General features: G+C 59.0%; 35 protein-coding genes and 1 tRNA gene. All 36 read right to left on the minus strand.

Annotation, left to right across the window (positions count from 1 at the left end; genetic code table 11):
- Positions 1-153: 153 nt before the first annotated feature.
- Positions 154-294 carry a DUF6273 domain-containing protein gene (locus ABGT83_RS13425; protein WP_413467510.1) on the minus strand — a complete coding sequence of 47 codons (141 nt, stop codon included), beginning with the start codon at positions 292-294 and terminating at the stop codon, positions 154-156.
- Between the two features lie 12 nt (positions 295-306).
- Positions 307-717, minus strand: coding sequence for a hypothetical protein (locus ABGT83_RS01605; RefSeq protein WP_087193582.1), 411 nt, complete (start codon positions 715-717; stop codon positions 307-309).
- A gap of 75 nt (positions 718-792) precedes the next feature.
- Positions 793-1,695 (minus strand): DUF6273 domain-containing protein, encoded by a 903-nt coding sequence (locus tag ABGT83_RS01610; RefSeq protein WP_346685645.1) that lies wholly within the window; start codon positions 1,693-1,695, stop codon positions 793-795.
- A 15-nt stretch (positions 1,696-1,710) separates the two neighbouring features.
- Positions 1,711-2,712 carry a BppU family phage baseplate upper protein gene (locus ABGT83_RS01615; RefSeq protein WP_087193584.1) on the minus strand — a complete coding sequence of 334 codons (1,002 nt, stop codon included), beginning with the start codon at positions 2,710-2,712 and terminating at the stop codon, positions 1,711-1,713.
- Positions 2,709-3,146, minus strand: a complete 438-nt coding sequence (locus tag ABGT83_RS01620) for a hypothetical protein (protein ID WP_087193585.1) — start codon at positions 3,144-3,146, stop codon at positions 2,709-2,711. The genes ABGT83_RS01615 and ABGT83_RS01620 overlap by 4 nt, the downstream gene beginning before the upstream one ends.
- Positions 3,122-5,683, minus strand: a complete 2,562-nt coding sequence (locus ABGT83_RS01625; RefSeq protein ID WP_346685646.1) for a phage tail spike protein — start codon at positions 5,681-5,683, stop codon at positions 3,122-3,124. The genes ABGT83_RS01620 and ABGT83_RS01625 overlap by 25 nt, the downstream gene beginning before the upstream one ends.
- Positions 5,674-6,411, minus strand: coding sequence for a distal tail protein Dit (locus ABGT83_RS01630; protein WP_346685647.1), 738 nt, complete (start codon positions 6,409-6,411; stop codon positions 5,674-5,676). The genes ABGT83_RS01625 and ABGT83_RS01630 overlap by 10 nt, the downstream gene beginning before the upstream one ends.
- On the minus strand, positions 6,401-8,332 hold the full coding sequence (locus tag ABGT83_RS01635; RefSeq protein WP_346685648.1) for a hypothetical protein: 1,932 nt from the start codon (positions 8,330-8,332) through the stop codon (positions 6,401-6,403). The genes ABGT83_RS01630 and ABGT83_RS01635 overlap by 11 nt, the downstream gene beginning before the upstream one ends.
- A 1,005-nt stretch (positions 8,333-9,337) precedes the next feature.
- Positions 9,338-9,748, minus strand: a complete 411-nt coding sequence (locus ABGT83_RS01640; protein ID WP_346685649.1) for a hypothetical protein — start codon at positions 9,746-9,748, stop codon at positions 9,338-9,340.
- 10 nt (positions 9,749-9,758) lie between these two features.
- Positions 9,759-10,352, minus strand: coding sequence for a major tail protein (locus ABGT83_RS01645; protein WP_087193591.1), 594 nt, complete (start codon positions 10,350-10,352; stop codon positions 9,759-9,761).
- Between the two features lie 10 nt (positions 10,353-10,362).
- On the minus strand, positions 10,363-10,692 hold the full coding sequence (locus ABGT83_RS01650; protein WP_087193592.1) for a hypothetical protein: 330 nt from the start codon (positions 10,690-10,692) through the stop codon (positions 10,363-10,365).
- Entirely contained in the window at positions 10,689-11,060 is a 372-nt protein-coding gene (locus ABGT83_RS01655; RefSeq protein WP_271737659.1) for a hypothetical protein, read from the minus strand. Before ABGT83_RS01655 ends, ABGT83_RS01650 begins: the two co-directional genes overlap by 4 nt.
- Positions 11,053-11,364, minus strand: a complete 312-nt coding sequence (locus ABGT83_RS01660) for a phage head-tail adapter protein (RefSeq protein ID WP_140396445.1) — start codon at positions 11,362-11,364, stop codon at positions 11,053-11,055. The genes ABGT83_RS01655 and ABGT83_RS01660 overlap by 8 nt, the downstream gene beginning before the upstream one ends.
- Positions 11,361-11,663, minus strand: coding sequence for a head-tail connector protein (locus tag ABGT83_RS01665; RefSeq protein ID WP_087193595.1), 303 nt, complete (start codon positions 11,661-11,663; stop codon positions 11,361-11,363). The genes ABGT83_RS01660 and ABGT83_RS01665 overlap by 4 nt, the downstream gene beginning before the upstream one ends.
- Complete coding sequence (locus ABGT83_RS01670; protein ID WP_346685650.1) at positions 11,638-12,957, minus strand: phage major capsid protein; 1,320 nt, start codon at positions 12,955-12,957, stop codon at positions 11,638-11,640. Before ABGT83_RS01670 ends, ABGT83_RS01665 begins: the two co-directional genes overlap by 26 nt.
- Before the next feature lie 4 nt (positions 12,958-12,961).
- Complete coding sequence (locus ABGT83_RS01675; RefSeq protein ID WP_195535030.1) at positions 12,962-13,597, minus strand: HK97 family phage prohead protease; 636 nt, start codon at positions 13,595-13,597, stop codon at positions 12,962-12,964.
- Positions 13,578-14,855, minus strand: a complete 1,278-nt coding sequence (locus ABGT83_RS01680) for a phage portal protein (protein WP_346685651.1) — start codon at positions 14,853-14,855, stop codon at positions 13,578-13,580. Before ABGT83_RS01680 ends, ABGT83_RS01675 begins: the two co-directional genes overlap by 20 nt.
- A gap of 2 nt (positions 14,856-14,857) precedes the next feature.
- Positions 14,858-16,594 carry a terminase large subunit gene (locus ABGT83_RS01685; protein WP_195535032.1) on the minus strand — a complete coding sequence of 579 codons (1,737 nt, stop codon included), beginning with the start codon at positions 16,592-16,594 and terminating at the stop codon, positions 14,858-14,860.
- Positions 16,575-16,997 (minus strand): hypothetical protein, encoded by a 423-nt coding sequence (locus tag ABGT83_RS01690; protein WP_346685652.1) that lies wholly within the window; start codon positions 16,995-16,997, stop codon positions 16,575-16,577. The genes ABGT83_RS01685 and ABGT83_RS01690 overlap by 20 nt, the downstream gene beginning before the upstream one ends.
- 170 nt (positions 16,998-17,167) lie before the next feature.
- Complete coding sequence (locus ABGT83_RS01695) at positions 17,168-17,485, minus strand: HNH endonuclease (RefSeq protein WP_346685653.1); 318 nt, start codon at positions 17,483-17,485, stop codon at positions 17,168-17,170.
- Positions 17,486-17,503: 18 nt separating this feature from the next.
- Positions 17,504-17,591: transfer RNA gene (locus ABGT83_RS01700), tRNA-Ser, on the minus strand.
- 97 nt (positions 17,592-17,688) lie between these two features.
- Positions 17,689-18,138 carry a hypothetical protein gene (locus ABGT83_RS01705; protein ID WP_087193602.1) on the minus strand — a complete coding sequence of 150 codons (450 nt, stop codon included), beginning with the start codon at positions 18,136-18,138 and terminating at the stop codon, positions 17,689-17,691.
- Positions 18,135-18,521 carry a hypothetical protein gene (locus ABGT83_RS01710; protein ID WP_140396446.1) on the minus strand — a complete coding sequence of 129 codons (387 nt, stop codon included), beginning with the start codon at positions 18,519-18,521 and terminating at the stop codon, positions 18,135-18,137. Before ABGT83_RS01710 ends, ABGT83_RS01705 begins: the two co-directional genes overlap by 4 nt.
- A 12-nt stretch (positions 18,522-18,533) precedes the next feature.
- Positions 18,534-18,971, minus strand: coding sequence for a dUTP diphosphatase (dut, locus tag ABGT83_RS01715; RefSeq protein ID WP_087193604.1), 438 nt, complete (start codon positions 18,969-18,971; stop codon positions 18,534-18,536).
- Positions 18,971-19,255 (minus strand): hypothetical protein, encoded by a 285-nt coding sequence (locus ABGT83_RS01720; protein ID WP_087193605.1) that lies wholly within the window; start codon positions 19,253-19,255, stop codon positions 18,971-18,973. The genes dut and ABGT83_RS01720 overlap by 1 nt, the downstream gene beginning before the upstream one ends.
- Before the next feature lie 11 nt (positions 19,256-19,266).
- Positions 19,267-19,722 (minus strand): single-stranded DNA-binding protein, encoded by a 456-nt coding sequence (locus ABGT83_RS01725; protein WP_162610918.1) that lies wholly within the window; start codon positions 19,720-19,722, stop codon positions 19,267-19,269.
- Positions 19,719-20,177, minus strand: a complete 459-nt coding sequence (mihF, locus tag ABGT83_RS01730) for an integration host factor, actinobacterial type (protein ID WP_239442940.1) — start codon at positions 20,175-20,177, stop codon at positions 19,719-19,721. The genes ABGT83_RS01725 and mihF overlap by 4 nt, the downstream gene beginning before the upstream one ends.
- Positions 20,174-20,350: a hypothetical protein gene (locus ABGT83_RS01735; protein WP_162610919.1), complete on the minus strand. Its 177-nt coding sequence runs from the start codon at positions 20,348-20,350 to the stop codon at positions 20,174-20,176. The genes mihF and ABGT83_RS01735 overlap by 4 nt, the downstream gene beginning before the upstream one ends.
- A gap of 6 nt (positions 20,351-20,356) precedes the next feature.
- Positions 20,357-20,608: a hypothetical protein gene (locus tag ABGT83_RS01740; protein WP_087193608.1), complete on the minus strand. Its 252-nt coding sequence runs from the start codon at positions 20,606-20,608 to the stop codon at positions 20,357-20,359.
- A gap of 153 nt (positions 20,609-20,761) precedes the next feature.
- Positions 20,762-21,940, minus strand: coding sequence for a tyrosine-type recombinase/integrase (locus ABGT83_RS01745; protein WP_289836410.1), 1,179 nt, complete (start codon positions 21,938-21,940; stop codon positions 20,762-20,764).
- Entirely contained in the window at positions 21,937-22,158 is a 222-nt protein-coding gene (locus ABGT83_RS01750; protein WP_022386145.1) for a hypothetical protein, read from the minus strand. The genes ABGT83_RS01745 and ABGT83_RS01750 overlap by 4 nt, the downstream gene beginning before the upstream one ends.
- A gap of 1 nt (position 22,159) precedes the next feature.
- Positions 22,160-22,357: a hypothetical protein gene (locus ABGT83_RS01755; RefSeq protein WP_087193610.1), complete on the minus strand. Its 198-nt coding sequence runs from the start codon at positions 22,355-22,357 to the stop codon at positions 22,160-22,162.
- A 10-nt stretch (positions 22,358-22,367) separates the two neighbouring features.
- Positions 22,368-22,514 carry a hypothetical protein gene (locus tag ABGT83_RS01760; RefSeq protein ID WP_346685654.1) on the minus strand — a complete coding sequence of 49 codons (147 nt, stop codon included), beginning with the start codon at positions 22,512-22,514 and terminating at the stop codon, positions 22,368-22,370.
- Positions 22,511-22,792: a DUF3310 domain-containing protein gene (locus ABGT83_RS01765; RefSeq protein WP_022386143.1), complete on the minus strand. Its 282-nt coding sequence runs from the start codon at positions 22,790-22,792 to the stop codon at positions 22,511-22,513. Before ABGT83_RS01765 ends, ABGT83_RS01760 begins: the two co-directional genes overlap by 4 nt.
- Positions 22,789-23,181 carry a hypothetical protein gene (locus ABGT83_RS01770; RefSeq protein ID WP_346685655.1) on the minus strand — a complete coding sequence of 131 codons (393 nt, stop codon included), beginning with the start codon at positions 23,179-23,181 and terminating at the stop codon, positions 22,789-22,791. The genes ABGT83_RS01765 and ABGT83_RS01770 overlap by 4 nt, the downstream gene beginning before the upstream one ends.
- Positions 23,178-23,477 carry a hypothetical protein gene (locus ABGT83_RS01775; protein ID WP_346685656.1) on the minus strand — a complete coding sequence of 100 codons (300 nt, stop codon included), beginning with the start codon at positions 23,475-23,477 and terminating at the stop codon, positions 23,178-23,180. The genes ABGT83_RS01770 and ABGT83_RS01775 overlap by 4 nt, the downstream gene beginning before the upstream one ends.
- Position 23,478 lies beyond the last annotated feature (1 nt).

The raw sequence follows: 23,478 nt of genomic DNA on the forward strand, positions 1-23,478 counted from the left end.
GCGGTCGGAAGCCGAGAACCGCGCCATGCAAGCAGCGAACGGCAACCGTCGCGGGGTGCATATTTACGGGCGCATGCCCGATGGTCGCCCCTTCCTTCCTCAAATGCACGGCGCGCGGCGCTTACGGCCGCGTGGTCTGGCAAAGCTTGGGAATCACGGCAGCGGGCGTATCCAGTCGTTCGTCGGCGCGTTGTTGTTGGCATTGCCGTTGTTGTTGACATTGCACGCGTTGGACGAAGAACCACCCATGACAGACCGCAGCCACCAATTGACGCGACGATTTCCAAGGGACAACTCGCGAACATTTTACCCCTTTCCTATGAGTTTCACGCCAGCGCGAGCGCCCTTTATCAGCTTAATGTCGCTGTCGATTCGGTCTAGGATTCCTTCGAGCCGCGCGGCCTTGATGGGAAGCCCCATAGTCAGAAGGCTTTGCATGTCTTGGTAGAGCTGGTTTAGATCTGCCAGCGCAAGCGTCATGTAGCGCTTCCGCTCATCGACGTTGCGCGCCGTGTTCGGATAGAATGCGTCGGCCTTAACCAGATTGAAGACAACGCTTCGCGCCGTCTCTGCCATAGGCACCGCGAAGATGAAGCGGTAGGATTTCGGAACGTCGCGCGACGTTACAAGGCGCGTCACGTCGTTTCTGATCGCAACCGCCGTGTTGAAATACTCGAAAGAGCTTAGGTTGCGGTTGCGCATGTATACGCCGCTCACTTCGCGGCACCTCCTAATCTGCGACGGTTGGCGCATGCGCAAGGCATGCGCCAGCGCGGTACTGTGTACGGCTTATCAGCCTATGAGGAAGCACGGCAGCGGGCGTATCCAGTCGTTCGTCGGCGCGGTGTTGCTGGCAAGGCCGTAGTAGTTGACAATGCACGCGGTGGACGAAGAACCACCCAAGACAGACCGCAGCCACCAAGAGACGCGACCGCCCGCGATGCGGCTTGCCGTATCGCTGAAGATGGGGAACTGGCTATCGAAGCCGACAGAGTAGCCCTTGGTGCCCCATACCGGACAGCCGTAAACCTCCATCTCTGAGGGCGACCAGACCTTGCCCAAATCCGCCCAGCTCCAACCGCTCGATTCGGTGAGCTTTTCGCTCGAAGAATAGCGCTCTTCGAGAAGCACGCGCTGCGCCATGATCGCGTTCTGAAGCGCGGTCGGCAGCGCTGGCAGGAAGTCGTTGATTTCCCAGTCGTGCAGCTTCGAAACCAAGTAAGGGTGCTTTTCCTCGGCGGTACCGTTGTTGTCGTTCGTATCTCGCCACTGAAGGTAGCTGGTGTTTGATGCCTTGTCTCCGGTGACGCTCACGGGCGCGAGCGGCACCATGACGATATGGTGCCCCTTCGCTGTGTCGCCGCACTGGTAATAGTGGTCGATAGCGCCGATGCGGTAGCGCACCGTCTGCGACGGCACGTTAGCGCCCGCCGTGATGGGAACGTCGATGTAATCGCCGATACGAAGACCGGCGAAGTTGGCGCTTCGAGCGCGGTTCCGAAGCCATGTGTAAACGTCGGTGCTCCCGATCTCGCTTGCGAAGACCGAAGCGAGCGAGCGACCGCCGTATGCGTTGATGATGTGCTGCCGGTCGTATTCCTCGGCAGTCGTTACGGCGTTCGCCGTGTTGCGCGCAGAAGAATCCTTCAGATTGTAGGCGGTTCCGCCGATAGAGAACTTCGACAAGTCGGCCATTGCTTTTCTCCTTCCTTAGTTGAGCGTCGCCGTCTCGCCGCTCACGTTCGCCTGAGCGACGGTTACGGTCTCGCTAGAAAGTGCAGTGCGTCTGTTGGTGGGCATGTACGCAGTTTCGCCAAGAACTATGTAGCCGTCCTGTAGCTCCACAAGCGCCGTCGCAAGCGTCGCGTTCTCTTCGCGCAGCTCTTGCACCTCGTCATCTGAGGGCGGCTCGATAGAAGCGATAGAGTTTGCGATGTTAAGCGCGTTCTGCGCAGCGGCGGTGGCATCCTCCGCCGCGCCGTTTGCCGCAGCAGCGGCGGCGTTGGCACTTGAAGCGGCAGTGTTCGCCGCGCTCGCGGCGGCGTTGGCGTTGGATGTTGCCGCGTCGGCGTTCTGCTTGGCGGTGTTGGCGGCTGATGCCGCGTTGTTCGCAGCCGTGGTTGCAGCGTCGGCGTTCTGCTTGGCGGTGTTCGCCTCCGAAGCTGCGCTTGTCGCCGACGCTGCGGCATCGTTTGCAGCCTTCGCGGCGTTGGTCGCGCTCGTAGAAGCCGAGTTCGCCTTGCTCGCGGCGCTGTTCGCCGCGCTGGCCGCGCTGTTGGCTGAGCTTACGGCCTGATTGCCACGGTCGATGAGGTCTTGAACGGCATCGTCCCAGTTCTGCGCGGGCTGCTGCCCGTCAAGAGCGCTGCGCAGGATTTCGATAGCGAACCGCTCCGTTGAGTAGGTGTTTCCGCCCTTCGTTATCGTGAAGTAGGCTTCGTCGGTGTAGCCGGGGACGCTGCAAAGCTTGGATTCGTCAACCGTGATCGTGGCGGCGTTGCCGCTGACTGAGCATTGCCCGCGATAGTAGTTGCGCTTGTTCGGCAGAAGCGCCACGAGCCACACCGTAGCGCCCGAAAGCGAGAACTCGGCTCCGTTGTCGTAGATAAGCGCGTTGATGGTCGTTCCGCCATCGTCGCCCTGACCCACCTTAATACAAGTTCCCGCTCCCTCCTTCGAGATATCGAGTTCAAGCGTCCGCGTGTTGCTCATTGCGCGCCGCCTTCCTCGCCGGTTCCGTAGGCGAGTGCGCGGAGGGCTTCGAGCGCTTCGGCGAAGCTCATAGCAGACCGCGCCTTGCTAGACACGGGCTGCACGTCCGCACTCGCGGCGACGGCTGGCACGCTCGCGGCCAGAGCATCGAATACGTCAACGACAGCTCTAACCCTGTCATCGACGTATATGGGCTGAACGATGGTGAACGAGCCTTCGCGGTTCTCAGGCTCCTTTACGTCGTCAACGGGAACGATGGAACGGCTTCCATCATCGTCAACGGCGATGAATACAATTCCGCCCTCAGCGGCTTTCTTAAGAAGCTCGCTGTCGTACTCAGTAATGACTGCTTCCGAGTTGCTTAGCGGGTCGTGAGCAACGTAATAAATAGTCGCCATGAAATACCTCCCTAGTCCAGTCCGCAGTATGTGCATAACCCGTTCTTGAAGTTGATGGATCGCGTTTTCCAAGACCAAGAAATTGTTCCGTCTCCGTCATCTCTAATCTCGCTAATGTACGTGACACTCGAATCTTTCGTTGTGCAGATGGTCGCTGTCGTACTCTGATTGCTTGATACGGCAGTCGAAATCTGCGGCGAACTGATGCGCACCGTTCCTTCTGCCGTAATCTGAATGCCGCGATACTTGATTGACGGATCGTCAATGTTGTACGAGTGGGCGGAGAAGTCAATCTTTCCTATCTGCGTGCTGTTCTCATACCCGTAGATAGCACCGCTGACAATGCGAAGAAGGTTCGACACCGTACCGCATTCGAACGTTCCGCTTGCGTTTATGTTGTTCGCGGTCATGTAGTTAGTCGTGAGCTTTCCCGTGCTCAGGTTCCACGTGTTACGCCCCAGACGGTCGCTGATCGTGCCGGTCTCGATGTAGGTAGCGTTGATATAGAGCAGACCGCCGCTTAGGTAGATTCCCTGCGTAGCGCCGTTGTTCGTCAGCCGGTTGAAAACCTCACGTTGCGTGAGGGAATCGTCCAGCTCGTCCACCTTGTCTTGCGCTTGCGCCTGCTCAATAATGCTCTTCGCCTGACGGGCTGCTGAGTTGTACGTCTTGATGGTATCTGAATAGTCGCTGTATGCGATTTCGTAGAGCTGCATAGCGTCCGACAGCTCTTCAGCCGTCGTTGTCCCAAGCACGTTTTGGATGCGCAGTTCTAGCTTCGCATGCGTGCCGTTGACACTAAACACCGCTTCGTACTGAGTTCTGAGAACTTGCTTGAATTGGTAGTTGAGGTATTCGCTGTTGTATAGGCTTTCGTACTCGTTTTCGAGGTCTACGCGCTCCTTCTCGACGGTCTGCATGATCTTAGACACCGCCGCGTGCTCGGCTTCCGTTATGATGCCGTCTTCGGCTATGCCGTCCATCGTCTTATCGAGTTCGTCAAGCCCGGTGAAAAGGTCTTCAACGCTCGTGTCGCCCAGTTTCGCGCCAGCGGAAAGCGAGAACTCGCCGCTGGTCAAGTCCCAGAAGTTGTTTCCCTTCTCGTCGGTCAGCAGACCGGCGCGCACGCGGTCGGCCTTCATGGTTCCAGCGTTGATAACGTCGGCAGTAACCATGCCACCCGTGAAGAACGTTCGCCAATCCCATTGACCGTCTGACGTAAGGCCAGCAGCCAACCGCTGACCGCGACCGTTGACGTTGATAGCCCACATGTCGGCGGTTGACTTGACCGGCAAACCCGTTTCGGGGTTCAGCGGTACGTTGCTCCAAATCTCGCCCAGCTCGAACGTCTCGACATGGTAGGTGCCAACCGCGTTGAACTGAGCGTTGAGCGCCTGCTGAAGCTGAATTAGCCACGATACCGACGTGCCAGCCGCAGCGTCGTAGAGCGCGTTTTGCTGGCTGTTGCTCTTCAGGGCGTTGTTGACGCTCTGCCACATGTCGGCCATCGTGTCCGTAAGCGTGCCGAACGTCACGGTCGCGTCGCCGGTGAGCAAGTCGCGCTCAATCTGAGACACGCGGCCATGAAGGCGCACGCCTTCGGCAGAAAAGCCCTTGTCGATGATCGCAACGTCATCGCCCACGCCCACGCCCTCCCATGAGCGCCCGAATGCGTAAAGGTCGATAACCGAAGCGGTGTAGGTTACTTTCGGCTCCTTCACTTGCTCTAGGTAGTCTTTCGTTTCCTGCAAGAGCTGCGCCGCGTCCTCGCACTGCTCGTTGACGTATGACGCAACGGCGGGCAGAATGCCGCCCTCGCCGTCAGGGTGTCCCCAAACGGTAGTAGCTTCGGCATCCTCCACGTAGTCTTTGCCGTTGTTAATGTCGCCGAAAGTGAGACGGCGACCGTAGCCGCCGCCCTCAGTCTCAACGCCCTTGCCGTAACCGTAGACGCGAGTTTTCGGGTTGTCGCTCGCAACGGAGCGCTTGACGGAAACGAGGTCTTTAGTCCACGTGAACCGCTTAGCGCTACTCTGGTTGCCGCGCTTGGCGCGCACGCCCACGCGGCGGCTAACGATGCTCGCGCCGTCGTGGACGATAAGAGTTTCAAGCTCGCCGCCCCACGTCTCGATGATTCCGGCCAATCCCTCACGCACGCTCTCATGGTAGAAGGTGCGCGAAGCGCTGCCGCCCTGATCGCACGTGCCAACCTCCCAGCGCGTGTCTGCGAGGATTGACGCGAGGGCGACCGCGACGCTGCCGGAAGGCCGCTTATCGTCCAGCCAGTCATCCCACGTCTCGTTCACCGAGTTGATGCAGATGGCTTGCGTTTCAGGCGCGCCGTCATCGTCGTGTACCCTGTCGATGGTGTCAACGATGTGTTCGTGACACGTGCCCTGAAGGTCAATCCAAACTATGCGGTCGCCCTTCACGAGGTCTTCGGCGCACGTGATGCCCAGCTCGTCGGTTCCGTCCAGCGCGTCGGTGTGCGTTGCGGCGCTCACCGTGAGCCGCCCCAGATTGTCGCCCCAACGGCTGAAACGGGTGAAGCCTATGCGTCTAATTAAAGCCATCGTTCCACCCACTCTAGTACCGCCGTGCCGCTGGTGATGTTCAGGTGGCACCGCCCGTTGATTTCGAAGTAATCCGAATCAATCGTTACCGGCGCGGTCTGGTTGTTAACCGTCGCGTGCTCGGTCGCCATGTCAAGCCTGATGGTGCTTGAAGACGTGAGCGCGGTGTTGATAGCCACGAACTCGCCGGTATCGACGTTCGTAATCCGCCACGCGCTGCCAGCGGAGGGCTTCGCCGTGACCTTCAGGTAAGCGGGGCGGTTGCCGCCAGCGTTTACGTAGACGTTGCCCGCCGAAACCTCCATGCGGCGCTTCTGCCCGTAATAGTCGGGGTCGCCGACATGGAAAGTCACGGTGGTTGTCGGGCAATCGTCCGTGATCTCGTCTAGGTCGGTGCTGCCGCTCACGATTGCGAGCAGGTAGCGCGTCGGGTCATCGGGAAGGTAGAGCGGCGCGGGTTCTTCAGTCCAGAGAGCCGCCGCGAGCTTGTGCCGCATCTCCGCGACCTCGCGGCGGTCTTCAGTCCTAAGCCAAATCTCAACGGGGAGGTCGTAGCCGCCACGGTAGGCGCTCTTGAAAACCTCGCCGTGCCGCCCCGGCACGCTCTCGAACGTCGCGTTGACGGTCGCCATGATGGGGCGGCGCACCTTGCAGTAAACCAGCTTCGATAGGTCGGTGCCGTTGAAGATGATTCGGTCGTGCTGGTTCCTAGTCCGTCTAAGTTGCAACTGGCACCCCCCTTTGCTTCAGCTTGCTTGCGATGCCAGCGCCGATCTGCTGGCCTGTCTCGTATGCGTCCACTCCGTCAGCGACCGTGGCGTAAACCGTCACGGCGACGTTAACGGGCTGGCTCGGCGCGTCGGCGAACCGCGAGAAGGCGCGGTTTACCGATGTTTCGATGAAGCCTTGCAACTGCTTCTCAGGCGCGATGAACTCGCCGCCAGCTTCGCCAACGCCGACGATTGAAGGCTCATCGAAGTAGCCGCCGCGCGCGTACCAACTGATGCTCACGCTCGGTAGCGAAATCGGGCCAAACTCGTTCCAGCTGACGTTGAAGTGCGGAAGCTTTGGCTTCGGAATGCTTATCTTGATTCCGCCGAAGGCGTTCATGATCTTCTGCGGAATGCTCGAAATCGCGTTCCATGCGCTTTCGATAGGGTTCTCTATGAAGCCCCGAATGCTGTTGAACACGCCCTGCACCTTCGAGCCAAGGCCGGGGAATCCCAGCTTGTCGCCGATGTGGTCGGCGATGCTAACCGCCGTGCTCTCGGCAGCGTCAAGCTTCGAGCCGATGTTGTCTTTAATCGCGTTGAAGGCGTTTGCCGCTTGGCTCTTCGCAGTCTCCCAGTCGCCGTTCATTGCGGCTTGCAGAGCGCCAGCCGCTGAGCTGCCAACGGTCTTCGCGGTGTTCATGTCGTTCTGCACCGTGGAAGCGATTTGCCCAAAGGCCGAATCGGTGTTGCCGGTTAGGTTGTTCCACCAGTTAGACACGGTATCGACCGCGCCTTGTGCGAGGTTCCCGACGTTGGTTTTAAGATCATTCCAAGCGTTCGAAGCGCCGGTTTTGATGTTCTCCCAAGTGTCGGAAGCGCCTTGCTTCAACTGCTCCCACTTCTCGCCAACGCCGGTGCAGAAATCCGAAACGCCGGTGCTGACCTGCTCCCAGATTCCGCCCCAGAACTCAGGCACGCCAGCGAAGAAATCCTGCACGGCTTGCCACTTCTCCGAAATCCAGCCGGTGAAGTCAGACCACATCTGCTTACCGGCCTCGGTCTGCGTGAAGAACCACGTAAGGCCAGCGACGGCGGCGGACACGGCGGCAACGCCAAGGCCGATAGGATGCGCGGCGATAAGCCCGGTAAATCCCGTCCAGCCGCTAGAGAGCGTGCCGGTGAGCATGCTTCCAAGACCGCCCGCCTTGGTGACGATGTTAGAGAAGCCGGTTCCGATCTTGCTTAGAAAGCCCGTATCGCCCATGAGCTTCTTAGCGCCGCCCCAAAGCTCGCCAGCGGTCTTGAAGGCGCTTCCCACGCCCTCTGCGGCCTCCATCGTCTTACCAATGGCGGTTGTCACGCCGCCGAAGGCGACGGCTCCTAGAGCGAGGTTGTTAACAAGCGTCTGCTGCTCTGGCGACAGGTTCTTGTACCAGCCCGTGACGGCTTCGAGCGCGGGCGCGAGCGTGTTAAGAAGGCTCGTGCCGATCTCGGTAACGGCGGTCTTGACGGGCAAGGCCGCTTCGCCGAGTTCCTGCATGCTCTGGTTCATCTCGTTCTGCGCGTCGCGCGAAGCGAGAAGGTCTTTGTTCGTCTCTTGGTACTGCCGCCCCGCGTCCGCGTAAAGCCCGGTAAGCGTCTCGGTGATGAGCTGCGAACGCTCCTGCTCGCTGCCGCACGCCGCGAGCGCGGCGTTGAACGCGTCTTCCTTCGTCTGGCCTTCTGCGACCGCCTGATTGAAGGCAGCCTGCGCCGAAGAGTGCCCGGAAAGCGCGGCGCTCCATTGCTCGGCGGATGCCGTAGACCAGTTGAGCGCGTCGGCAAGACCGCCCGTGACCGTGCCGGTGTGCGCCGTCTCCTGCGCGGCTTCCGCGAGGTTTTCAAGTGGCAGAGCGTCGCCGAACGTGGCGTAAGCGCCAGCCGCATATTCGTCCACTGCTGCAATTCCTGCTCGTTGGTGGTCAGGCGCGCGAGGTTCTGCGAAGCCTCGGTTGCCGTGTCGCTCTGCCCAAGGATGCGGTAGAACATGGCGTAGGTTGACGAAGCCTGCTCGGCTGTTCCGCCAGCGCTCACCCACGCGGTTTCGAGCTGGCCGCTCTGCTGTATGGCTTCCTCTTGGCTCGCCGCAAGCCCGGTCAGCGCCGTTGCCGCGCCGACAACCCCGCCGGATATGGCGGTGCCCGCGCTCGAAACCTTGGAACCGGCGCTAGATATGCTGTCGGCGTTGTCCTCGATAGCCTGACCGAGCTTGCCAATGGCCGTCTTTGAGCCTTCGGCCTGACGCGCGGTGTCCGCAAGCTCGGTGCCGTAGCTGTCAAGCTGGCGCTCGCACCTCACTATCGCGAGCTTAAGGCTGTCGTACTGCGCTTCTTCCTGAGCCGTGAGCTTAGCGCCGCTCTGCTTCTTGCTTTCAAGTTGCTGAAGAGCCTGCTTATACATGTCAAGCTGCTTCTTTGTTTCCTCAACAGACTTGTTGAGGGCATTCATCTTAAGCTCAAGAAGATCGGCGTTGCTTGGGTCGAATTTCAGCTCTCTGTTCACGTCCCGAAGGTTGCTTTGGGCGTTGCGCGCTTGCTTCTGAACGGATTTCAGCGCATCTTGAAGACCCGTCGTGTCGCCGCCGAACTTGATAACAAGACCCTTGTAGGAAACAGCCACGTAATCACCCCTCTTCGGTTGTCAAAGTACCATGAGTGCTTGAAGCAACGCGCCCTCGCGGGTGCGCTGCCGTCAAGAACTCACTTCACGTCATGACCAGAACGCGGCTTCGGCCTTGCGCGCCTTCTCGTCCTCGTCGTAGTGCGCCGCAGCGTCGGCGTAGAACGCGTTGATCTCCAGCAGGTCTTGAACCTGCCGGTAGCTCATCATCTGAAGGTCTGAAAGCGTCAGCCCGCATTGCTGGCAGTTGTAGATGTAGCGCGCGTCGCACGCGTCTTTCAGGTTACTTGGAAGCGGCGGCGCCGGTCTTTTCGGCTTCCTCGGCTTCCACTGCATCTTGCTTCGAGCTTGGAAAAAAGTTGTCCCTCACGATCTGCATCACGTCGTGTGCCCAACCGTCCGCGCGCTCCAAGTCGAAAGCTTCTGCCGGGAACGCGGAAACCCAGTCATCGAACTTCTCATCGAACTTCGGGTTCGCGGTCTTGATGCACGCGTAGAAGATTTCGAGAAGCGGGACGATGGGCGGGAAACCGAACTTGTCCAGATTCTCCAAGATCGCGCCGGTGTCCTCGTTAATGTCCTTCGGGCGCATGGTGCCGTTGGGCTTCACGACGTTGAAGCATCGAGAGAACGCAATCGGCGTGAACGCGTTGAAGGTCGCTTCGAACTCATTTTCGCCAACCTTGATAACCATTCGCAACCTCCTACTCGGACGGGGTCTTGTGCGCAAGCTCGATATCGACCGCATCAAAGAAGGTGTCGTAATCGGCAAGGCCGGTGAAGCTGTCATAGCCGCTCGTGCGAATGTCGGTGCTCGGGATGGTGACGGGTCGCCACGTGAACGGGTAATCGAGCTGCGTAATCTCCGGCGTATCCTGAATGGTGTTAAGCTCCTGCGTCGGCTTCGAGAGCTGGCACATGAGAAGGCAGCGGCGGCGACCGAGCACGTGCCCCGGCTGCTCGCACATGAAGGCGAACTTTTTAGGCGTTCGGTCTGCGCTCAGGATGGTTCGCCCGTCCTGCGCGATCTCGTAGCCCACGAGGTCTGCGATGAGCTGGCGAAGATCAGCCGTCCCCTCGGTGTCGTAGAAGCTCATGGTGCCGCTTCCGCCGTTGTCCTGCTGCTTGTCAAGCCAAACCTCGTTGTCGGCGTAGCTAGAAGCCGTCTCAACGGTCGGCTCCATGCTGATAGCGACGGTGCCCGCGACGTGCACGGGGTCTTCGTAGGTAAGCGCGTCTTCGTCGGTGCAGATCGCGAAATGCGAGTTCTTCACGCCGAAGAATCCGTTTCGTGCCATTTGGTCTCTCCTAACTCTCGGCGACGTTCACGGTGAACGCCGCTTCGGTAAGCTCTTCTGAATCAATGTTCGTGATGCTCAGCATGAACGGGCACTCTGCGGCTTCGAGCGCATCGCGTATGCGTTTCTCGGTCGCGTAGTCGCGGTGCCGCGTGTAGAGCGCGATATCGTAGGGCATCCACGAAAGGTAGGTGCCGTTGTCCGCGTAGGCCGCTTCGTTGTAGCCCGCGACAAGGCAGATGAAGGGCGGTGCCGGTTCCTCACCGTCAGCGAAGCGCTGGTTAGCCCACGGGATGCCGAGCGAATCGAGAACGCCGCAGAGCGCCTTTAGCTCAATCATCGTCCGTCGCCCCCCATCTCCGCGAACTCTCGCGCCACTTGGTCTGCAACCTTCCTGATAACGCCGTCGCCGGGAACGGTGCCGTAATCCTCGCCAGTCTGGTTCGTGATCTGGTGGCCGTTCTCCAACAGGTGCGTTAGCTGGTATCGCCGGTTGTGCACGGTGCATTCGGTGCCCGTCTCATCGGTCTTAACGTCGGCCTTCCAGCCCTTCTTGTAAGCACCGGTGCGCACCTTGCTTTCTTGCTTCAACAGCTTTACGGCGCGCCTTCCTGCTTCGCCCGCGTTCTCAGCGAGCGCGGAAACGTTGTCTTCCACGCACTCTTTCATGCAGCTGCTTATGAACCGCTCGATGCTCTGCTCAGCCACGGTCGCCCACCACCTCAGCGAGCGTCAGGCGCACGAAGTCGGGGCTTGACCTGTCAACGCGCGCGACCGTGAGCCGCGCGCCGTCGAACTCGACTAGCCGCTCACCTTCGTATGCGCTCTTGCGAATCTGCAATACGGCTTCGGGGTGTACGCCAGCGGCAGCGGCGGCGTAATAGGCCGCGTCGCCCATAGAGAAGACGTTGCAGAACACCTTGCGCTTTGTTTCCTCCGTCTGCTGCACGCCGTATTCGTCCTTCTTGACGGTCTTAGCGATGAGCTGGCACGTGCCAGCCCACATGCTCATTTCACGCCCCCGAACTCCGAGCTGCCGCGCATCATGGTTAGCAAATCGTCGAAGCTCTGAGTAAGGCGGTCGGCATCGGGGTTGTCCATGCCGAAGGTCGCCTTGCAGTAGACCTTCACCGCGAGCCGAACCGTGCTGTTCGAATCGTCGGCGGCTACGGTATCGGCAACGCCGCCCGCGCGCATCGCGGCGCGGGCGGCTTCGATGAGGTCTTCGATCTCAGCGTCAAAGTCGGTGCAGTCGGCGGGAATCCTCAGCGCTTCGCGGCACGCGTCAAGCAGCTTCGGCTTCTCTGCCATCTGTCACCACCTCGTTACTTTGCGGCGGTGCCGATGGTGAGCTGGCCGAAAGACTTAGGCACGACAAGCCGCCGTCGAAGAGCAGGTATCCGTCAAAGCAGCGCTTCTGCGTACCCGGCTCGACGTAGGGCGTAATGTCCACTCCGTCGAAGATGTTTCCACGGAACAGGTCGGGATAGCCCGCCTTGATGATACCGTCCGCCATCGAATCGTCGCGCTTAACGAGCTTGCCGAAGATATGACCCTCAACGGCGGGGTCTTCGGTCTTCTCGTCCACGAAGTAAGAGCGCCCGTTGGCATCCTCGACCATAGCAATGTGGTTCCAAATAGTGTTGCCGTTGGCGTAGATAATGCAGCCCTTCGGCGCGGGGTTGCCGTAGGTGTAGAGCAGGCCAAGAAGCTTGGTGATATCCGCCTTGGCAAGCGTGCCAGCGGTGGCGCAGTTAATCTTGTTGCCGGAATCCATGCCGAGCGTGCCGTCAACAGTCTTGGCGTGGACACGCGCGTTGGCGGCGACGGCAAGGCGCGCGCCAGTCTCGTTGACGATGTACTGCTCAAAGCCGTTGATAGACTGAACCGCCATCTTGCGGCTCATCTTGACGGTCTTCTTGATCTCCTCGCCCGTAAGGGTGATGGTGTCGAACTCGTTCTGCTCCTCATCGGTGGGCGCTGCGCCCTCATCGGTCTTCGCCGCGTCGCCAGCCTTGATGCTCTTATGGCGGATAAGCTCGAACTGATGCGGGAAGTTGTCCTTGTGGATGTCGCCGTAGAGAACAGCCGTGTTGTCAATCAGCGTGAAAATCTGCGTCTGAAGCTCGACGGGGATAACCGCATCGGTGTTGCTGGTCAGATGCGTAAACGCCGTGCGCTGCTCGATAAGGTGGTTGTACGCGTCGCGCTCAACCTGCGTAAGCTCGGTGCCACCGATGAGCTGCACGCCGGAACGGCTGGCAATGTCCTTCACCCACGCGCGGCGGGCGGCGGCGTTGTAGTCGGTGGTGTCGCGCACCTGCGGAAGGGCACCGCGAGCGCTCGCGGAAGTCCCCAGCGGCACGGAATCGACACGGCGGGCGGTGCCGTTCTCGATAGCGGCGCGCGCAGCTGCAACGGTCGCGGTGTGGCTGTCGCGGCGCTGAGCGGCGGCGGCGTTGCGCTTCTCGATCTCGGCGGTAAGCGCGCTCATGCGCTCTGCGTCCTGCTCGGTCGGCTCGGTGTCGGTGCCGTCATCGGCCTTGTACTTATCGACAAGACCCTGAAGCTCGTTAAGCAGGTCATCCATAGTCATCTCGTCCATCGTTCTAAACCTTTCTGCTCTTGGCGATTGCCAGTGTCGCCCTCGCAACGGCAAGGGCACTCTTACGGCGCGCAAGCTCCTTGCGCGACTGCTCAATCGCTCCGTTGAGCAGGTTTCTTGCTGATATCTCGGTGTTCGGGTCAGCCGGAAGGCTGACGGCGGACACGTCGAAAACCTTTTTGACGCGCGTAATGGTCGTGGTATGCGTCTCGCGGTCGTATTCGTCTGCCGCTACCGTGAAAGCCCATGACATGCGCGTGATAAGACCGGCCTTTATCTCTTCGAAGAGATCGCGCGCGCCCTGAGAGCGCGACAGGTCGGCGGCGATGAAAAGCCCGTGCTCGTCCGGCTCCACAATGAGCGTCCCGTTGCTCATGCGGGCGTACACTCTGCCCGCATGGTCGAACTGAAGGATAACGTCGCTCATGTCCGCTTCGCGGAAGGCATCGGGGCTGATAACCTCGATGTATTTTGTGCCGTCGAAATCCTCGAACAGAACGTATGGGTCGTTGAAAGTAGAAGCGTAGCCCTCAACGTAGTATTCCGTGTCGAAACGCTTCTTGGTTGCTCCGTCAGCCGCCCGCACGTTGAGCGGCACGGCAAGGGAACGGTATTGCCGCTCACTCGGTTTCGCTGGCATCGTCTACCTCCTTCTTGTCGCCGTAGCCGCTGCTCGCGTCGATTGCGGCTATGTTCGCGTTCGTCTGCGCGGCTTGCGCCGCCTGTTCCGCCGTGTGCTCGCTGATGAGTGCAAGGTCGATGTACTCGCCGCGTATCACGTGGCGATCTCCGCCCTCGTAGTGCGGGGATTGGAACACATCGGCTACCTGATTGCCGTTCCAGATGCCACGGTCGAACAGCGCGACGGAAACGTTAAGCTTCGTTGTGTTGCTGGCGAACTCTAGGCGGTTCGCGCTGAACATGATTGAGTTTCCGTGCGCTATCTCATTCGCCGTGTACGTCATGGACGTGATAACGAAGCCGAGCTGAACAGCGAACGGCTCGATGCGTCCTTCGTAGTAGCTGTTGAAGGTGTCTTCGTCCGCGCAGTTCGTGACGATATCCTCGTTTGAGCCGAAGAAGCGGTAAGCGCTCTTCTCGATTCGTTCCATCTGCGCCGCATCGACCGTGTAGCTTGTCGGCGTGATCTGCTCAACGTCAGAAAACAGCTTGTCATAGACCGCGATTCCGCCCGCGTTGTCGGCGGAAAGCTGAGCGTTGAACGCCTTTCGCGCCCGCTCTTGGTCGCCTTCGTTTCGGTTCTGGCTCAGCTTGCCGATGAAGCGGATTGCCGCGCCCTGATTGATAGCCGACTGCTCGGCTTCGTTCTGAGCGTGCATAAGCTCTAGCGTCGGCTGAAGAACGTTCGTGCCGTCGCCGAACAAATCGCTTTGGTACTGGTGGCGCGTCATCACGCCGACGCGCGACCACTCGACAAGCACGCTGTCGCCTGTCGGGAACGTGAGCTTTAGCCAAAGCTCGCCGTCAACGTCGTATGCTTCGCACTGGCTCGGCAGCACGGGATAGTACCCGGTTATCGTAATGCCGTCGCCAGCGTCGATAGGCACGATAAGCGCCGTGTCGTTGACCTGAAGAATCGTCCAAATGCGCTTGATGAACTGCGGCGTGGTCATCCACGGGTTAGGCTGCTGCCTGAGAGCGCGCGCGGCGACAGGCTGAGCAGAGCCGGAAACCTCCGGTTTCAGCTTGCTTGCGTGGTCTGCGCCGCTCTCGATGATGCTTCGCGTAAGCTCTGCTTCGTAAAGTCCGCCCTGCCACGTCGTGAACGACGGCGCATAGGCCGTGAACGTGGAGAAATAGCCGTTTACCGCTTGCATCTGCGGACGGTGGAACACCGCATCGAAGAGCGAGCGCAGAAACGGTTGTGATCTGCTCAACTCTAACCTCCTATCATCGCGCGGTAATCGTCCGCAATGTTCTTCATCGCAATGAACGCGTCGCACTCAGCCGCCCACGCGTCTATGCGGTTGCGCGGGTCTTGGTTCTTCTTGTCCGGCTGAATGTTTCCGTTCACGTCGGTTCGAATGGCGACGTTCGAGCGGCACCATTCGGCAATCGGGTTGGCGTTGTCCACGATGCGACCTTCCTTGTAGAGCGCTCGAAGCTCCTTCATCGGCATTGACAGCGTTTGCGCGCCCTGAATGACCTTTTGCAGGTTGTCAGCGCCGAAATAGTCTTCGTATGCTTCCACGGTCGGTACGTCGCGCATGTGCCACGGGTCGTAGCCGCAAGAGACGGCATAGATGCCGTACTTGTCCTGAACCTCAGCCACCCAATCCAGAACGTCGCGCTTGTCCATGATTGGCGTTTCACATGTGCGCATAAGACCGCGAGCAATCCACGCGTCGTAGGGCACGCCGTCGCGCCCTCCGCGCCGCCCCTCCTTCTCCGCCTGCTCCAACGCTCGAAGCGGAATCCAAGCCATGTGCAGCGCGTAGAAGTTCGGATCGTTAGGCCGCTGCATGAGAAGGCAAGCGGCGGTAAGGTCGGTCGTGTCCGCCGCGTCAACGCCGAGCACGGCATACGTAAACGTTCCGTCGCCGGGGTCGAAAGTGGCTTCGTTGTGAATCTCAGACCACGTAAGCCAAGCCTGAGACTGGTTTTCAATGAGGTTGAAGTCCTTAACTAGCAGAGTGGGAAGGTATGTCGCATCGTCCTTCGCCTTAGAAACGTTCTGGCGAAGCGCCGACAGCGATTTGATGGTGCCAAGGCCGGGGTTAGCCTTGACCCAAGCGCCTTCGTCCTGCCATTCCTCGCGCTCGTCAAGCTCGAAGATGAACGCTATGAAGCGCTCTGCCTTCTCGCCTGTCGCCTTGCCGTCAAGCCATTTTGTCGCGTACTCGTATTGGGCATCGAAGATGCCGTTTCGCACGAAACCGTTAGTCGTGATCTCCAACACGAGCGGTTGGCGGCGCGCAGATGTTCCCTGCATCGTCAAATCGTAAAGGTCGCGGTTCTTCATCGCGGCCAGCTCGTCAACGATAGCGCCGGAAATGTCCAGACCGTCTAGGTGGTTCGTGTTGGCGCTCAGCGCCTTGATGGTGCCCATGTTCAGATCGCAGTAAAGGTCTGACACGCGCTTTCTTATGTGCTTCGCCAGCGCGGGGCTTGTGAGCACCATACGCCACGCGTTGTTGAATCCCTTTGCCGCCTGATCGTGGGCGGTGGCGACGTTGTATACCTCCGGCGCGCCCTCATCGTCGTTCACGAGCAAGTCAAGCTCTATCGCAGACGCAAGCGCGGTCTTTCCGTTCTTGCGCCCCATAATCCAGAGCACTTCGCGGTATTGCCGCACGCCCTCGGCATCAACGAAGCCGAAGACAACCGACAGAATGGCGCGTTGGAAAAGCTCTAGCTTGAAATCGTGCCCTAAGCGCCCGGACGGTAGGCGGCAGAAGCTTTCGATGAACCGAACGTGCTTCTGCGCGAACTCTTCGCGGTAGTGGTACGGATAGAGCGGGTCGGTGTTGTCCATGTCGCGCAGGACATGAGCGGCAACCTGCTTCATCTTCTCGCACGCTATGATCTCGCCGCTCAGTATGCCGCCGAAGTATTCGCGTATCGCGCGCTCGCACGAGCCGCCCTTAGACTTCGCCCTAGCCGTACCGCGTTTCATTGATGAAATCAATGAGCGCGTCGGCAGCGGCGGTGCCGTTCGGCATCATGTCGGTAAGCTGCTTCACGCCGCGCGAAAACGTAGTGAACAGCTTGTTGTATGCGCTGAATCCGGGGTGCTCGCGCAGCCCGGTTTGCCCGCCGCCGTTGTCATACTCGGTGAAGATATCTTCGTAGAGCAGATCGGCGCGGGCATCGTCAAGCTTGACTTTCAGAAAAGCGAGGTTCGCAAGCAGCGGCATGACGGTTTTTCGCTTCTCATCGGGGATAGCGCCCTTGGTGATCTCGCGCAGCTTTCGAAGCTCGCTCTCTACGCGCTTCTCCTTGGCAACTCTCCGCTTCGGCGGGCTATTCCCCGCGACTGCGGTCGAAACTTTCGAAGTATTGCCTACTTTTGCCGTCATCGCAAGACCACCCCCTTTCGAAAATCCGTCACGCGCAAGAAATTACCTCCCGGCGTTGGTGCCCTAGGCACCGTCTGCGTTTTTCAGACCGGGGGGATTGTCACGCGGGTCTACCTGCGGTTTTGCGTTCGATTTCCCGCGCTTGCGCCGCGTTGTGTCGTGTTTGTGTGTCAGTCTGAAAGCGATATCAAGTTCCTGTCGCTGTCGAAAGCCAACCCTTGACGCGTTGAGCCTTGCCTTATCCAACCATGCACCTTCTTATGGCATCGGTCGCAAAGGCTAACGAGGTTGTCTAGGTTGGTCGCAACGTTCGGGTCGTTGACGTTCGCTGGTGTCAGCTCCGTGATGTGATGCACCATGACGGCGGGCGTGATCTCTCCTTGCTGCAAGCAGTGCTGGCATAGGTGAGCGTCGCGCGTCAGCGCCGCGTCTCTGGCGTGTTCCCAGTCGGCGGATGAGTAGAAGGCACGCGAGAAGTCCTTAGCCATGGCGCACCCCCTGAGATATGGCGGAGCGTGTAGGATTCGAACCTACGGGCGCTGGCGCGCCACACGGTTAGCAACCGTGCGCAATAAGCCACTCTGCCAACGCTCCAAACAAAAAGGCCACGAGCGCGACTGCCCGTGGCCTTGACCTAATCCACCGTACCGAATTCTAGCAGAAGTAGTGAACTGATGTGAACAACGATTTATCAGGCGCTTTTCACATGCGCCCATCCAACTTCGTCAATGTACGCAAAACCTACATCGCAAAGCGCGTGGCACCACCGCACCGAACCTTGCATGATTTCGGCAATCTCACTCCATGGCTGCGCTTGCAGATACCCCATGCAGATAGCGTCTGCGTATCGCGTGCCCTTCAGCTTCGCAAGCCCTCCGCGACCGTCAGCACCGTATAGCACTTCGCACGCTTCGTCTATGGCTTCCTCTGCATCGGCAATGCGCTTCTTCAACCTTCCCTCGAAGTCTATGCGGCGCGATATCGAATCCATAGGGTCGCTGACGTCTCCACTCCCGCCGCCAGCCTGATAGCTCTGCGCCTTGGCTCCTTCACGCGCCTTCATGCGTTCGAGCATTTCCCGCGCCCTGTCGGTCTTCACCACCTCGGCGCGGATGCCCTCGAAATACTCCTTTGCCCTCACATGCCGTCACCGCCAGATCGCGCGCGCTTGAGCTCTGAGCGCCAAAGCTTGAAGGCTTCCCACATCCCAAGCTTCGCAAGGTCGGTGCTCGGCGGCTGAGCCTTAACCAGAGCAACGCCGTCTATTGAAGCCGCTACCACTTCTGCGCCCGTAATGCACTCGATGAGCAATCCCACCTCATCAACAATGACGCGCTCGCCCTTCATGACGTAGCTAGAAGGCGTAATCACTGGCGGAATTTCCTTGTGCATCCTTCGAGCCATAAGCTCGATGCTCTCCGCCATGCCGCGCGTCGCGGTCAGGATTGGATAGCCAGTCTCGTTCGACATTTCGATAAGGCACGTTGTCTTGCCCGTTTGCCTTCCACCGATTATTGCCAGCATGACAGCCACCTACTAAACGCCCGTGCTGCCGAAACCGCCAGTGCCGCGCTCGGTGTCGCTAAGCTCATCGACCGGCACGAGATCGCACGGCACATAGGGCATAACGACAAGCTGGCAGACGCGCGTTCCAGCTTCGAGCGTAACTGTCTCGTAGCTCTGGTTTATGAGAGCCGCGCAGACCTCGCCGCGATAGCCGCTGTCGATAACGCCAACGCTATTCGAAAGCGTGATGCCCTGTTTTGCCGCAAGGCCGCTGCGCGGGAACACCAGCCCCACGCAACCGCTCGGAATCTCGACGGCAAGGCCGCAACCGACAACGCACTTCTGCATCGGCTCGAGCGTGACAGTCTCGGTAATGCGAAGGTCAAGCCCAGCATCGCCCTCATGCGCATAGCGCGGCATCTCGATTCCCTCATTGACCTTCTTAGCGCGAAGCTTCCTGCCAATCATTAGCGCACCCCCAGAACATGACGCGTGACGCGCACGCTTCCAGCCTTAACCCACTTGCCGCCGTAAGTCTGACCCTTCGGACGGATAACAACCTTGTTTCGGTGGCTCATCGCGACAACCTGATATTCGCTGCCCTCATGCTCCACCGTGTCGTTGAGAAAAACGAGCTTACCCGCCGAATCTACCGGGAACGAAGCGGCACTGGCGTATGCCGCGACCTCCGGCACGAGCACGACATAAACGGGCTGCTTGATCTCTGCGCCCTTCTTCTTGATTCCGAACATCCTTCTTCCTCCTAAAACGGTACGTCATCGTCGTAAAGGTCTGGCGCTGCCGGTTGCACTGACGCAACGGGCGACGGGTCGCCGGTAGCCATCGCAAGACCGGGCGCGGCTGCGTTCGCTTGTGCTGGCGATTGCGCGTCGCGCTTGTACTGCATGAGTTCCACATCATCAACGCGCACTTCCCAGCGTTTGATGCTCTGTCCGTCCTTCTGGTAGCTGCGCGTGTGTATGCGTCCGAGAAGCGAAATCTTGGTACCCTTGCGAAGCCACGGCGCGAGCGCTTCGGCGCGCTTGCCGAACATAACGCAATCAGGCCAGTTGGTGTATTCGCCCCACGTTCCGTCTCCGTTCGGCGTGCGCTCGTTGACAGCAAGCGAGAACGAAACGACAGGGTTTCCGCTCTTCGTATAGCGCAGCTCGGCATCTGCACCGAGATTTCCAGATAGCGTGATCTTGTTAAGGCTCACCGCGCACCCCCGAACAGTTCGACAAGCGCCGCTCGCTGATTCGCCCCAAGACCGCGAAGGCGACGCGATTCGGAAATGTGGAGCTTGCGCATGGTCTGCTGCGTGCGGGCAAATCCGTAGCCCGGTGCAGCCTTGATGAGAGTGAACACCTTCATTCGCGACACCGCATCATCGGTGAAAGCCATGTTGAGCACGTCGGGGACGGTATAGGAGCCGTCGGCAACGCCCTTCAAGATCGCGGCGCGGCGCTGCCGTGCCGCCTTGGCCTTTTCAAGGTTTTCTCTGCGTTGCTCAGTTGTCAATGTCGGAATCATCTTTCTTCCCTTCGTGTTCGTAAATCGTTTCTTCGGTTCCGTCCTCGTTGCGGACGGAAATTGAGAACTGCAAATCGCAGTCTTTGAAGATTTCTGGTGCCCTGTCAGCAACACCGTTGAAGATACGTTTCCATTGCTCATTCGTTAGACCGCTCATTGTCTTCTTCACCCCCTGTTTCGTAGGTGATGTATTCGTTGCCGTGCGTAAGCTTGACGGGCGGCGTGTAGTCCTTCATGGCATCGTCAACGCTCTGCGTCATGAGCTTGCGTTTGAGCCGTGCCCAGTCATCGTCGTTAAGCTCAATGGTCTTCATCGCACCTCATTTCTTCGTGACGCGGTAGGTGCCGGAAACCCGAATCGCCTTCAGTGACTTCAAGACGTGCTCCGCGTGCTCCTTGCCAACGATGGTCAGCGTTTGGGCGGGAATCGTGATCTCGTAGACCGTCTGCGCTTCCTGCTTCTCGCGCTCCCACATCCGCTTCAGGGCGGCTTCGGTCTTAGCCAACGTCGCTTGCATTTCCTTGCTTAGCTTCGGCGCGTCAGGCTTGAAATCGAACGTTTGCGGCTCCACTGGCACCCTCCCTTCTCACGATTGCCTGATAATTACTTCTTATCCGGCACGGGCTGTCTAAACCCGAACCGAAAGCGGCGGTTTATCTCGCGTTTCGTCCTCGGTCGCCGCGATGCCCGAAAACGGCGTTTTGGTTCACCTTTGGCACACCTCCTAACCCGCCGCACGGCGCTTCGCTTCACTGAAGAGCTGAGCCGCCGCCGCGTCTCGTCCGGGCATCAGGTGGCCGTAGATTCGAAGCGTCGTTGCTTCGTCCGCGTGCCCCATGCGCTCCGATAGCGTCTTCAGGTCGCAGCCGTTGGCGATAAGCCACGAAGCGTGCGTGTGACGCAAGCTGTGAAACGTGATCTCTCGCGGCAGTCCGCATGCGTCGCGTATGCGGCTGAAAGCCCGTGAAATCGTCGTTGGGCGCATATATGAGCCGTCTAGCGTCACCAGTGGGCAATCTGCGCCCAAACGCCCCAGAACGGCGCTCTGAAGCTTCGTGAAGGCATCAATGACCGCGATATCGTCTTGCGTAAGCGCGATGTTGCGGCACTTGCGGCCTTTGGTGACGTTGCGGCGATAAGGCTTCTTGCCCTTGCCCTCAATGACGTTGCCGCCGACGTGGACGTAAGACAGGGCTCGCTTAACGTCGATGCGCTGCACCGCGCAGACCTCGCCAACGCGCATGCCGGTAACGAGCGACAGCCACGAAGCGAAGGCGTAGACGGCGGCGCGGTAATCGGCCTTCGTCTTGATCTCCTTGCTAAGCGCGCCCTCTAGCTTCTCGTTGAAGCCCTCGAAGTCCCATTCGGTGAGCGCCGAAGCTTCGTGTCGTTCCGGCGATGGTTTGGCGACGTACACCAGCGGGTTAGCGTCGCAAATGCCAGCGTCTACGAAGTGGTTATAAGCGCCGCGCAAGAAGTTGTGGACGTTGATAACGCTATTGCGACAAAGCCCTTGCCCTCCTTCGTCCTTTGCCATGAGCAAGCGTTGCTCAAATCGGTTGAAGTCCATAACGCCAAGATCGCGTGCGTTTGCGGTCTTCAGGTAACGTGCGACGTAGCGGCAGAACAGCCGATAGCTCTTAATGCTGTTCGGGCTTGCGCCGTTGCGCTCGCGCAGTTGCACGTAGTCTTCGAGCAAATCGGTCAAGCGGGCGCTTCTAACCGTTCCGTCAGCCGTCACGTAAGCCGCCCACGTCTCAGCGAGGGCTTGCGCTTCCTCTTCGGTTGCCGCATTCGGAAACCGCTTGTAAGGGCGAATCGCCTTGCCGTCGATGCTGCGACCAAGGTACAACCGGCACTCGAAAACGCCATCTGCACCGCGCTTGACCTTAACGCCCATCATGACCACTCGCAGTTTTCACGAATCCGCGAAGGGCAGTTATCGTCGTGGCAGTCCGCGCAATCCAACGGCTCTTTCCTGATGTTGAACTCAACGATTCGGTACTTCAGAGAAAATCGGATGAGCAGCAGCAGGGCATGAGCAAGCGAGTTGGTAAATTGACCGTCCCAGAACGGGCAAAGTCCGCTCATCGCGCCGCGAACCTCGTACTTGCCGCCCATGCTACTTGCCAACCTTCATGAACGCGCGCATAACGCAGGTGAGCGCGAACACGACGAACACGGCAAAGGCGATAAGCCCGAAACCAGCGCCGAAGAACACGCCAACCGCGATGCTCACAACGAGCGCCAGAATGGAAAGCAGGACGATTGCGGCGCATCCGTATGCGCCCTGCTCGATCTCTCTATCTTCTTTCAGCATGTGAAACCTCCTAAAACGTGAGCGCTATAAGCGCGAGAAACACTAGAAACAGCGCGATTGCCAGAAGCGCTTGATAAGCCCAGTAGCAGACGCACCAGAACGCGGCTACGGTAGCTGCGGTGGCAACGGCGCAAAGTACGATCTGGTAGCGCTTCACTTCTTTCCTTCCGTCTCGGCAATCAGGTAGTCGATGCACTGCTTGCACTTCTGCAAGTCCTGAACGCCGTTCTTGCGCCGCCAGCGCCAAAGGTATTTGAATGCGCAGCCCCACCAGTAGGCCGATTGGGCGGGCAAGGCGTACTGGTCGCCGCTCATCATCGAGCGCATAGCGTCCATGCACTCAATCTGGCCGTCGCCCGCGTAGTGGTCGGGATGCTCCACGGCATCACCGCGCGAAAGCTCGCCAAGGCTCTTCGCGTGCTTCGTCTCAATCATCGGTAGGTAACTCCAATCATCCACTCACAAACCCACTTGTGAAACGCTCTGAGAAATGGCTGAACGTTCGTGTCATCAGCCCAGCCCGCAATGCCTATGAATCCGTCTTCGTTGAACGAGATAGCTTCACGGCCTGAGAAGTAGAAGCCGCTAACGCGCAAAAACGCGCTTTTGATGCCTTTACCGCCATCGGCAAGGTTGATTTGCGGCTGGTACTTCTTGCGATAGCACGGGTGCATTTCCATGTGCTCGCCGTTGCGCTCATGATGCGCGTACTCGATTGCAAGGAATCCTTCGAGCGCTCGAATGTCGTTCGTCGTGATCTGCTCATAGGAAAGCTTGCTTGCGAACAGCTCGCGCGCGCCGTCTCGTGTTGTTGGCGCAATCATGCAGTCACCCCCATTTCGTGCCATTGTTGAAAACTCTGTTGAAAACCTGTGGAAAGTCGTTTTTCTGGCGCTCGAATGAGCCGCACAAAACAAGACCGCAAAGAGAAGAAGCAAGAGAAGAAACCTTGCTTGTAGAGTTGACTAACAAGCAAGTACGGTGGGTTTTGGTTTTGGTTCAAGGAACCAAAACCCACCTTGTCTTGTTTTGTATTGTTTTGTTTTATGGTTAGGCGACCATTTGCGAGTGGGTTTAGCCAACCTGAAACCAGCGGTTTTGCATTGGGTTTGCAAGTCATG

It is taken from the genome of Enteroscipio rubneri, from assembly GCF_963929405.1.
Lineage (GTDB): Bacteria > Actinomycetota > Coriobacteriia > Coriobacteriales > Eggerthellaceae > Enteroscipio > Enteroscipio rubneri.

Excerpts from the sequence above, each read along its gene's own strand:
- ABGT83_RS01660 (WP_140396445.1), bottom strand. The coding sequence starts at position 11,364 with ATGAGCATGTGGGCTGGCACGTGCCAGCTCATCGCTAAGACCGTCAAG.
- ABGT83_RS01640 (WP_346685649.1), bottom strand. The coding sequence starts at position 9,748 with ATGGTTATCAAGGTTGGCGAAAATGAGTTCGAAGCGACCTTCAACGCG.
- ABGT83_RS01695 (WP_346685653.1), bottom strand. The coding sequence starts at position 17,485 with ATGGCTAAGGACTTCTCGCGTGCCTTCTACTCATCCGCCGACTGGGAA.
- ABGT83_RS01625 (WP_346685646.1), bottom strand. The coding sequence starts at position 5,683 with ATGGCTTTAATTAGACGCATAGGCTTCACCCGTTTCAGCCGTTGGGGC.
- ABGT83_RS01770 (WP_346685655.1), bottom strand. The coding sequence starts at position 23,181 with ATGATTGCGCCAACAACACGAGACGGCGCGCGCGAGCTGTTCGCAAGC.
- ABGT83_RS01665 (WP_087193595.1), bottom strand. The coding sequence starts at position 11,663 with ATGGCAGAGAAGCCGAAGCTGCTTGACGCGTGCCGCGAAGCGCTGAGG.
- ABGT83_RS01750 (WP_022386145.1), bottom strand. The coding sequence starts at position 22,158 with ATGGGCGGCAAGTACGAGGTTCGCGGCGCGATGAGCGGACTTTGCCCG.
- ABGT83_RS01685 (WP_195535032.1), bottom strand. The coding sequence starts at position 16,594 with ATGAAACGCGGTACGGCTAGGGCGAAGTCTAAGGGCGGCTCGTGCGAG.
- ABGT83_RS01765 (WP_022386143.1), bottom strand. The coding sequence starts at position 22,792 with ATGATTGAGACGAAGCACGCGAAGAGCCTTGGCGAGCTTTCGCGCGGT.
- ABGT83_RS01675 (WP_195535030.1), bottom strand. The coding sequence starts at position 13,597 with ATGCCAGCGAAACCGAGTGAGCGGCAATACCGTTCCCTTGCCGTGCCG.
- ABGT83_RS01670 (WP_346685650.1), bottom strand. The coding sequence starts at position 12,957 with ATGGACGAGATGACTATGGATGACCTGCTTAACGAGCTTCAGGGTCTT.
- ABGT83_RS01610 (WP_346685645.1), bottom strand. The coding sequence starts at position 1,695 with ATGGCCGACTTGTCGAAGTTCTCTATCGGCGGAACCGCCTACAATCTG.
- ABGT83_RS01690 (WP_346685652.1), bottom strand. The coding sequence starts at position 16,997 with ATGACGGCAAAAGTAGGCAATACTTCGAAAGTTTCGACCGCAGTCGCG.
- ABGT83_RS01720 (WP_087193605.1), bottom strand. The coding sequence starts at position 19,255 with ATGTTCGGAATCAAGAAGAAGGGCGCAGAGATCAAGCAGCCCGTTTAT.
- ABGT83_RS01615 (WP_087193584.1), bottom strand. The coding sequence starts at position 2,712 with ATGAGCAACACGCGGACGCTTGAACTCGATATCTCGAAGGAGGGAGCG.
- ABGT83_RS01620 (WP_087193585.1), bottom strand. The coding sequence starts at position 3,146 with ATGCACATACTGCGGACTGGACTAGGGAGGTATTTCATGGCGACTATT.
- ABGT83_RS01650 (WP_087193592.1), bottom strand. The coding sequence starts at position 10,692 with ATGATTGAGCTAAAGGCGCTCTGCGGCGTTCTCGATTCGCTCGGCATC.
- ABGT83_RS01745 (WP_289836410.1), bottom strand. The coding sequence starts at position 21,940 with ATGATGGGCGTTAAGGTCAAGCGCGGTGCAGATGGCGTTTTCGAGTGC.
- mihF (WP_239442940.1), bottom strand. The coding sequence starts at position 20,177 with ATGAGCAATGGAAACGTATCTTCAACGGTGTTGCTGACAGGGCACCAG.
- ABGT83_RS01735 (WP_162610919.1), bottom strand. The coding sequence starts at position 20,350 with ATGAAGACCATTGAGCTTAACGACGATGACTGGGCACGGCTCAAACGC.
- dut (WP_087193604.1), bottom strand. The coding sequence starts at position 18,971 with ATGATTGGCAGGAAGCTTCGCGCTAAGAAGGTCAATGAGGGAATCGAG.
- ABGT83_RS01645 (WP_087193591.1), bottom strand. The coding sequence starts at position 10,352 with ATGGCACGAAACGGATTCTTCGGCGTGAAGAACTCGCATTTCGCGATC.
- ABGT83_RS01755 (WP_087193610.1), bottom strand. The coding sequence starts at position 22,357 with ATGCTGAAAGAAGATAGAGAGATCGAGCAGGGCGCATACGGATGCGCC.
- ABGT83_RS01775 (WP_346685656.1), bottom strand. The coding sequence starts at position 23,477 with ATGACTTGCAAACCCAATGCAAAACCGCTGGTTTCAGGTTGGCTAAAC.
- ABGT83_RS01710 (WP_140396446.1), bottom strand. The coding sequence starts at position 18,521 with ATGCTGGCAATAATCGGTGGAAGGCAAACGGGCAAGACAACGTGCCTT.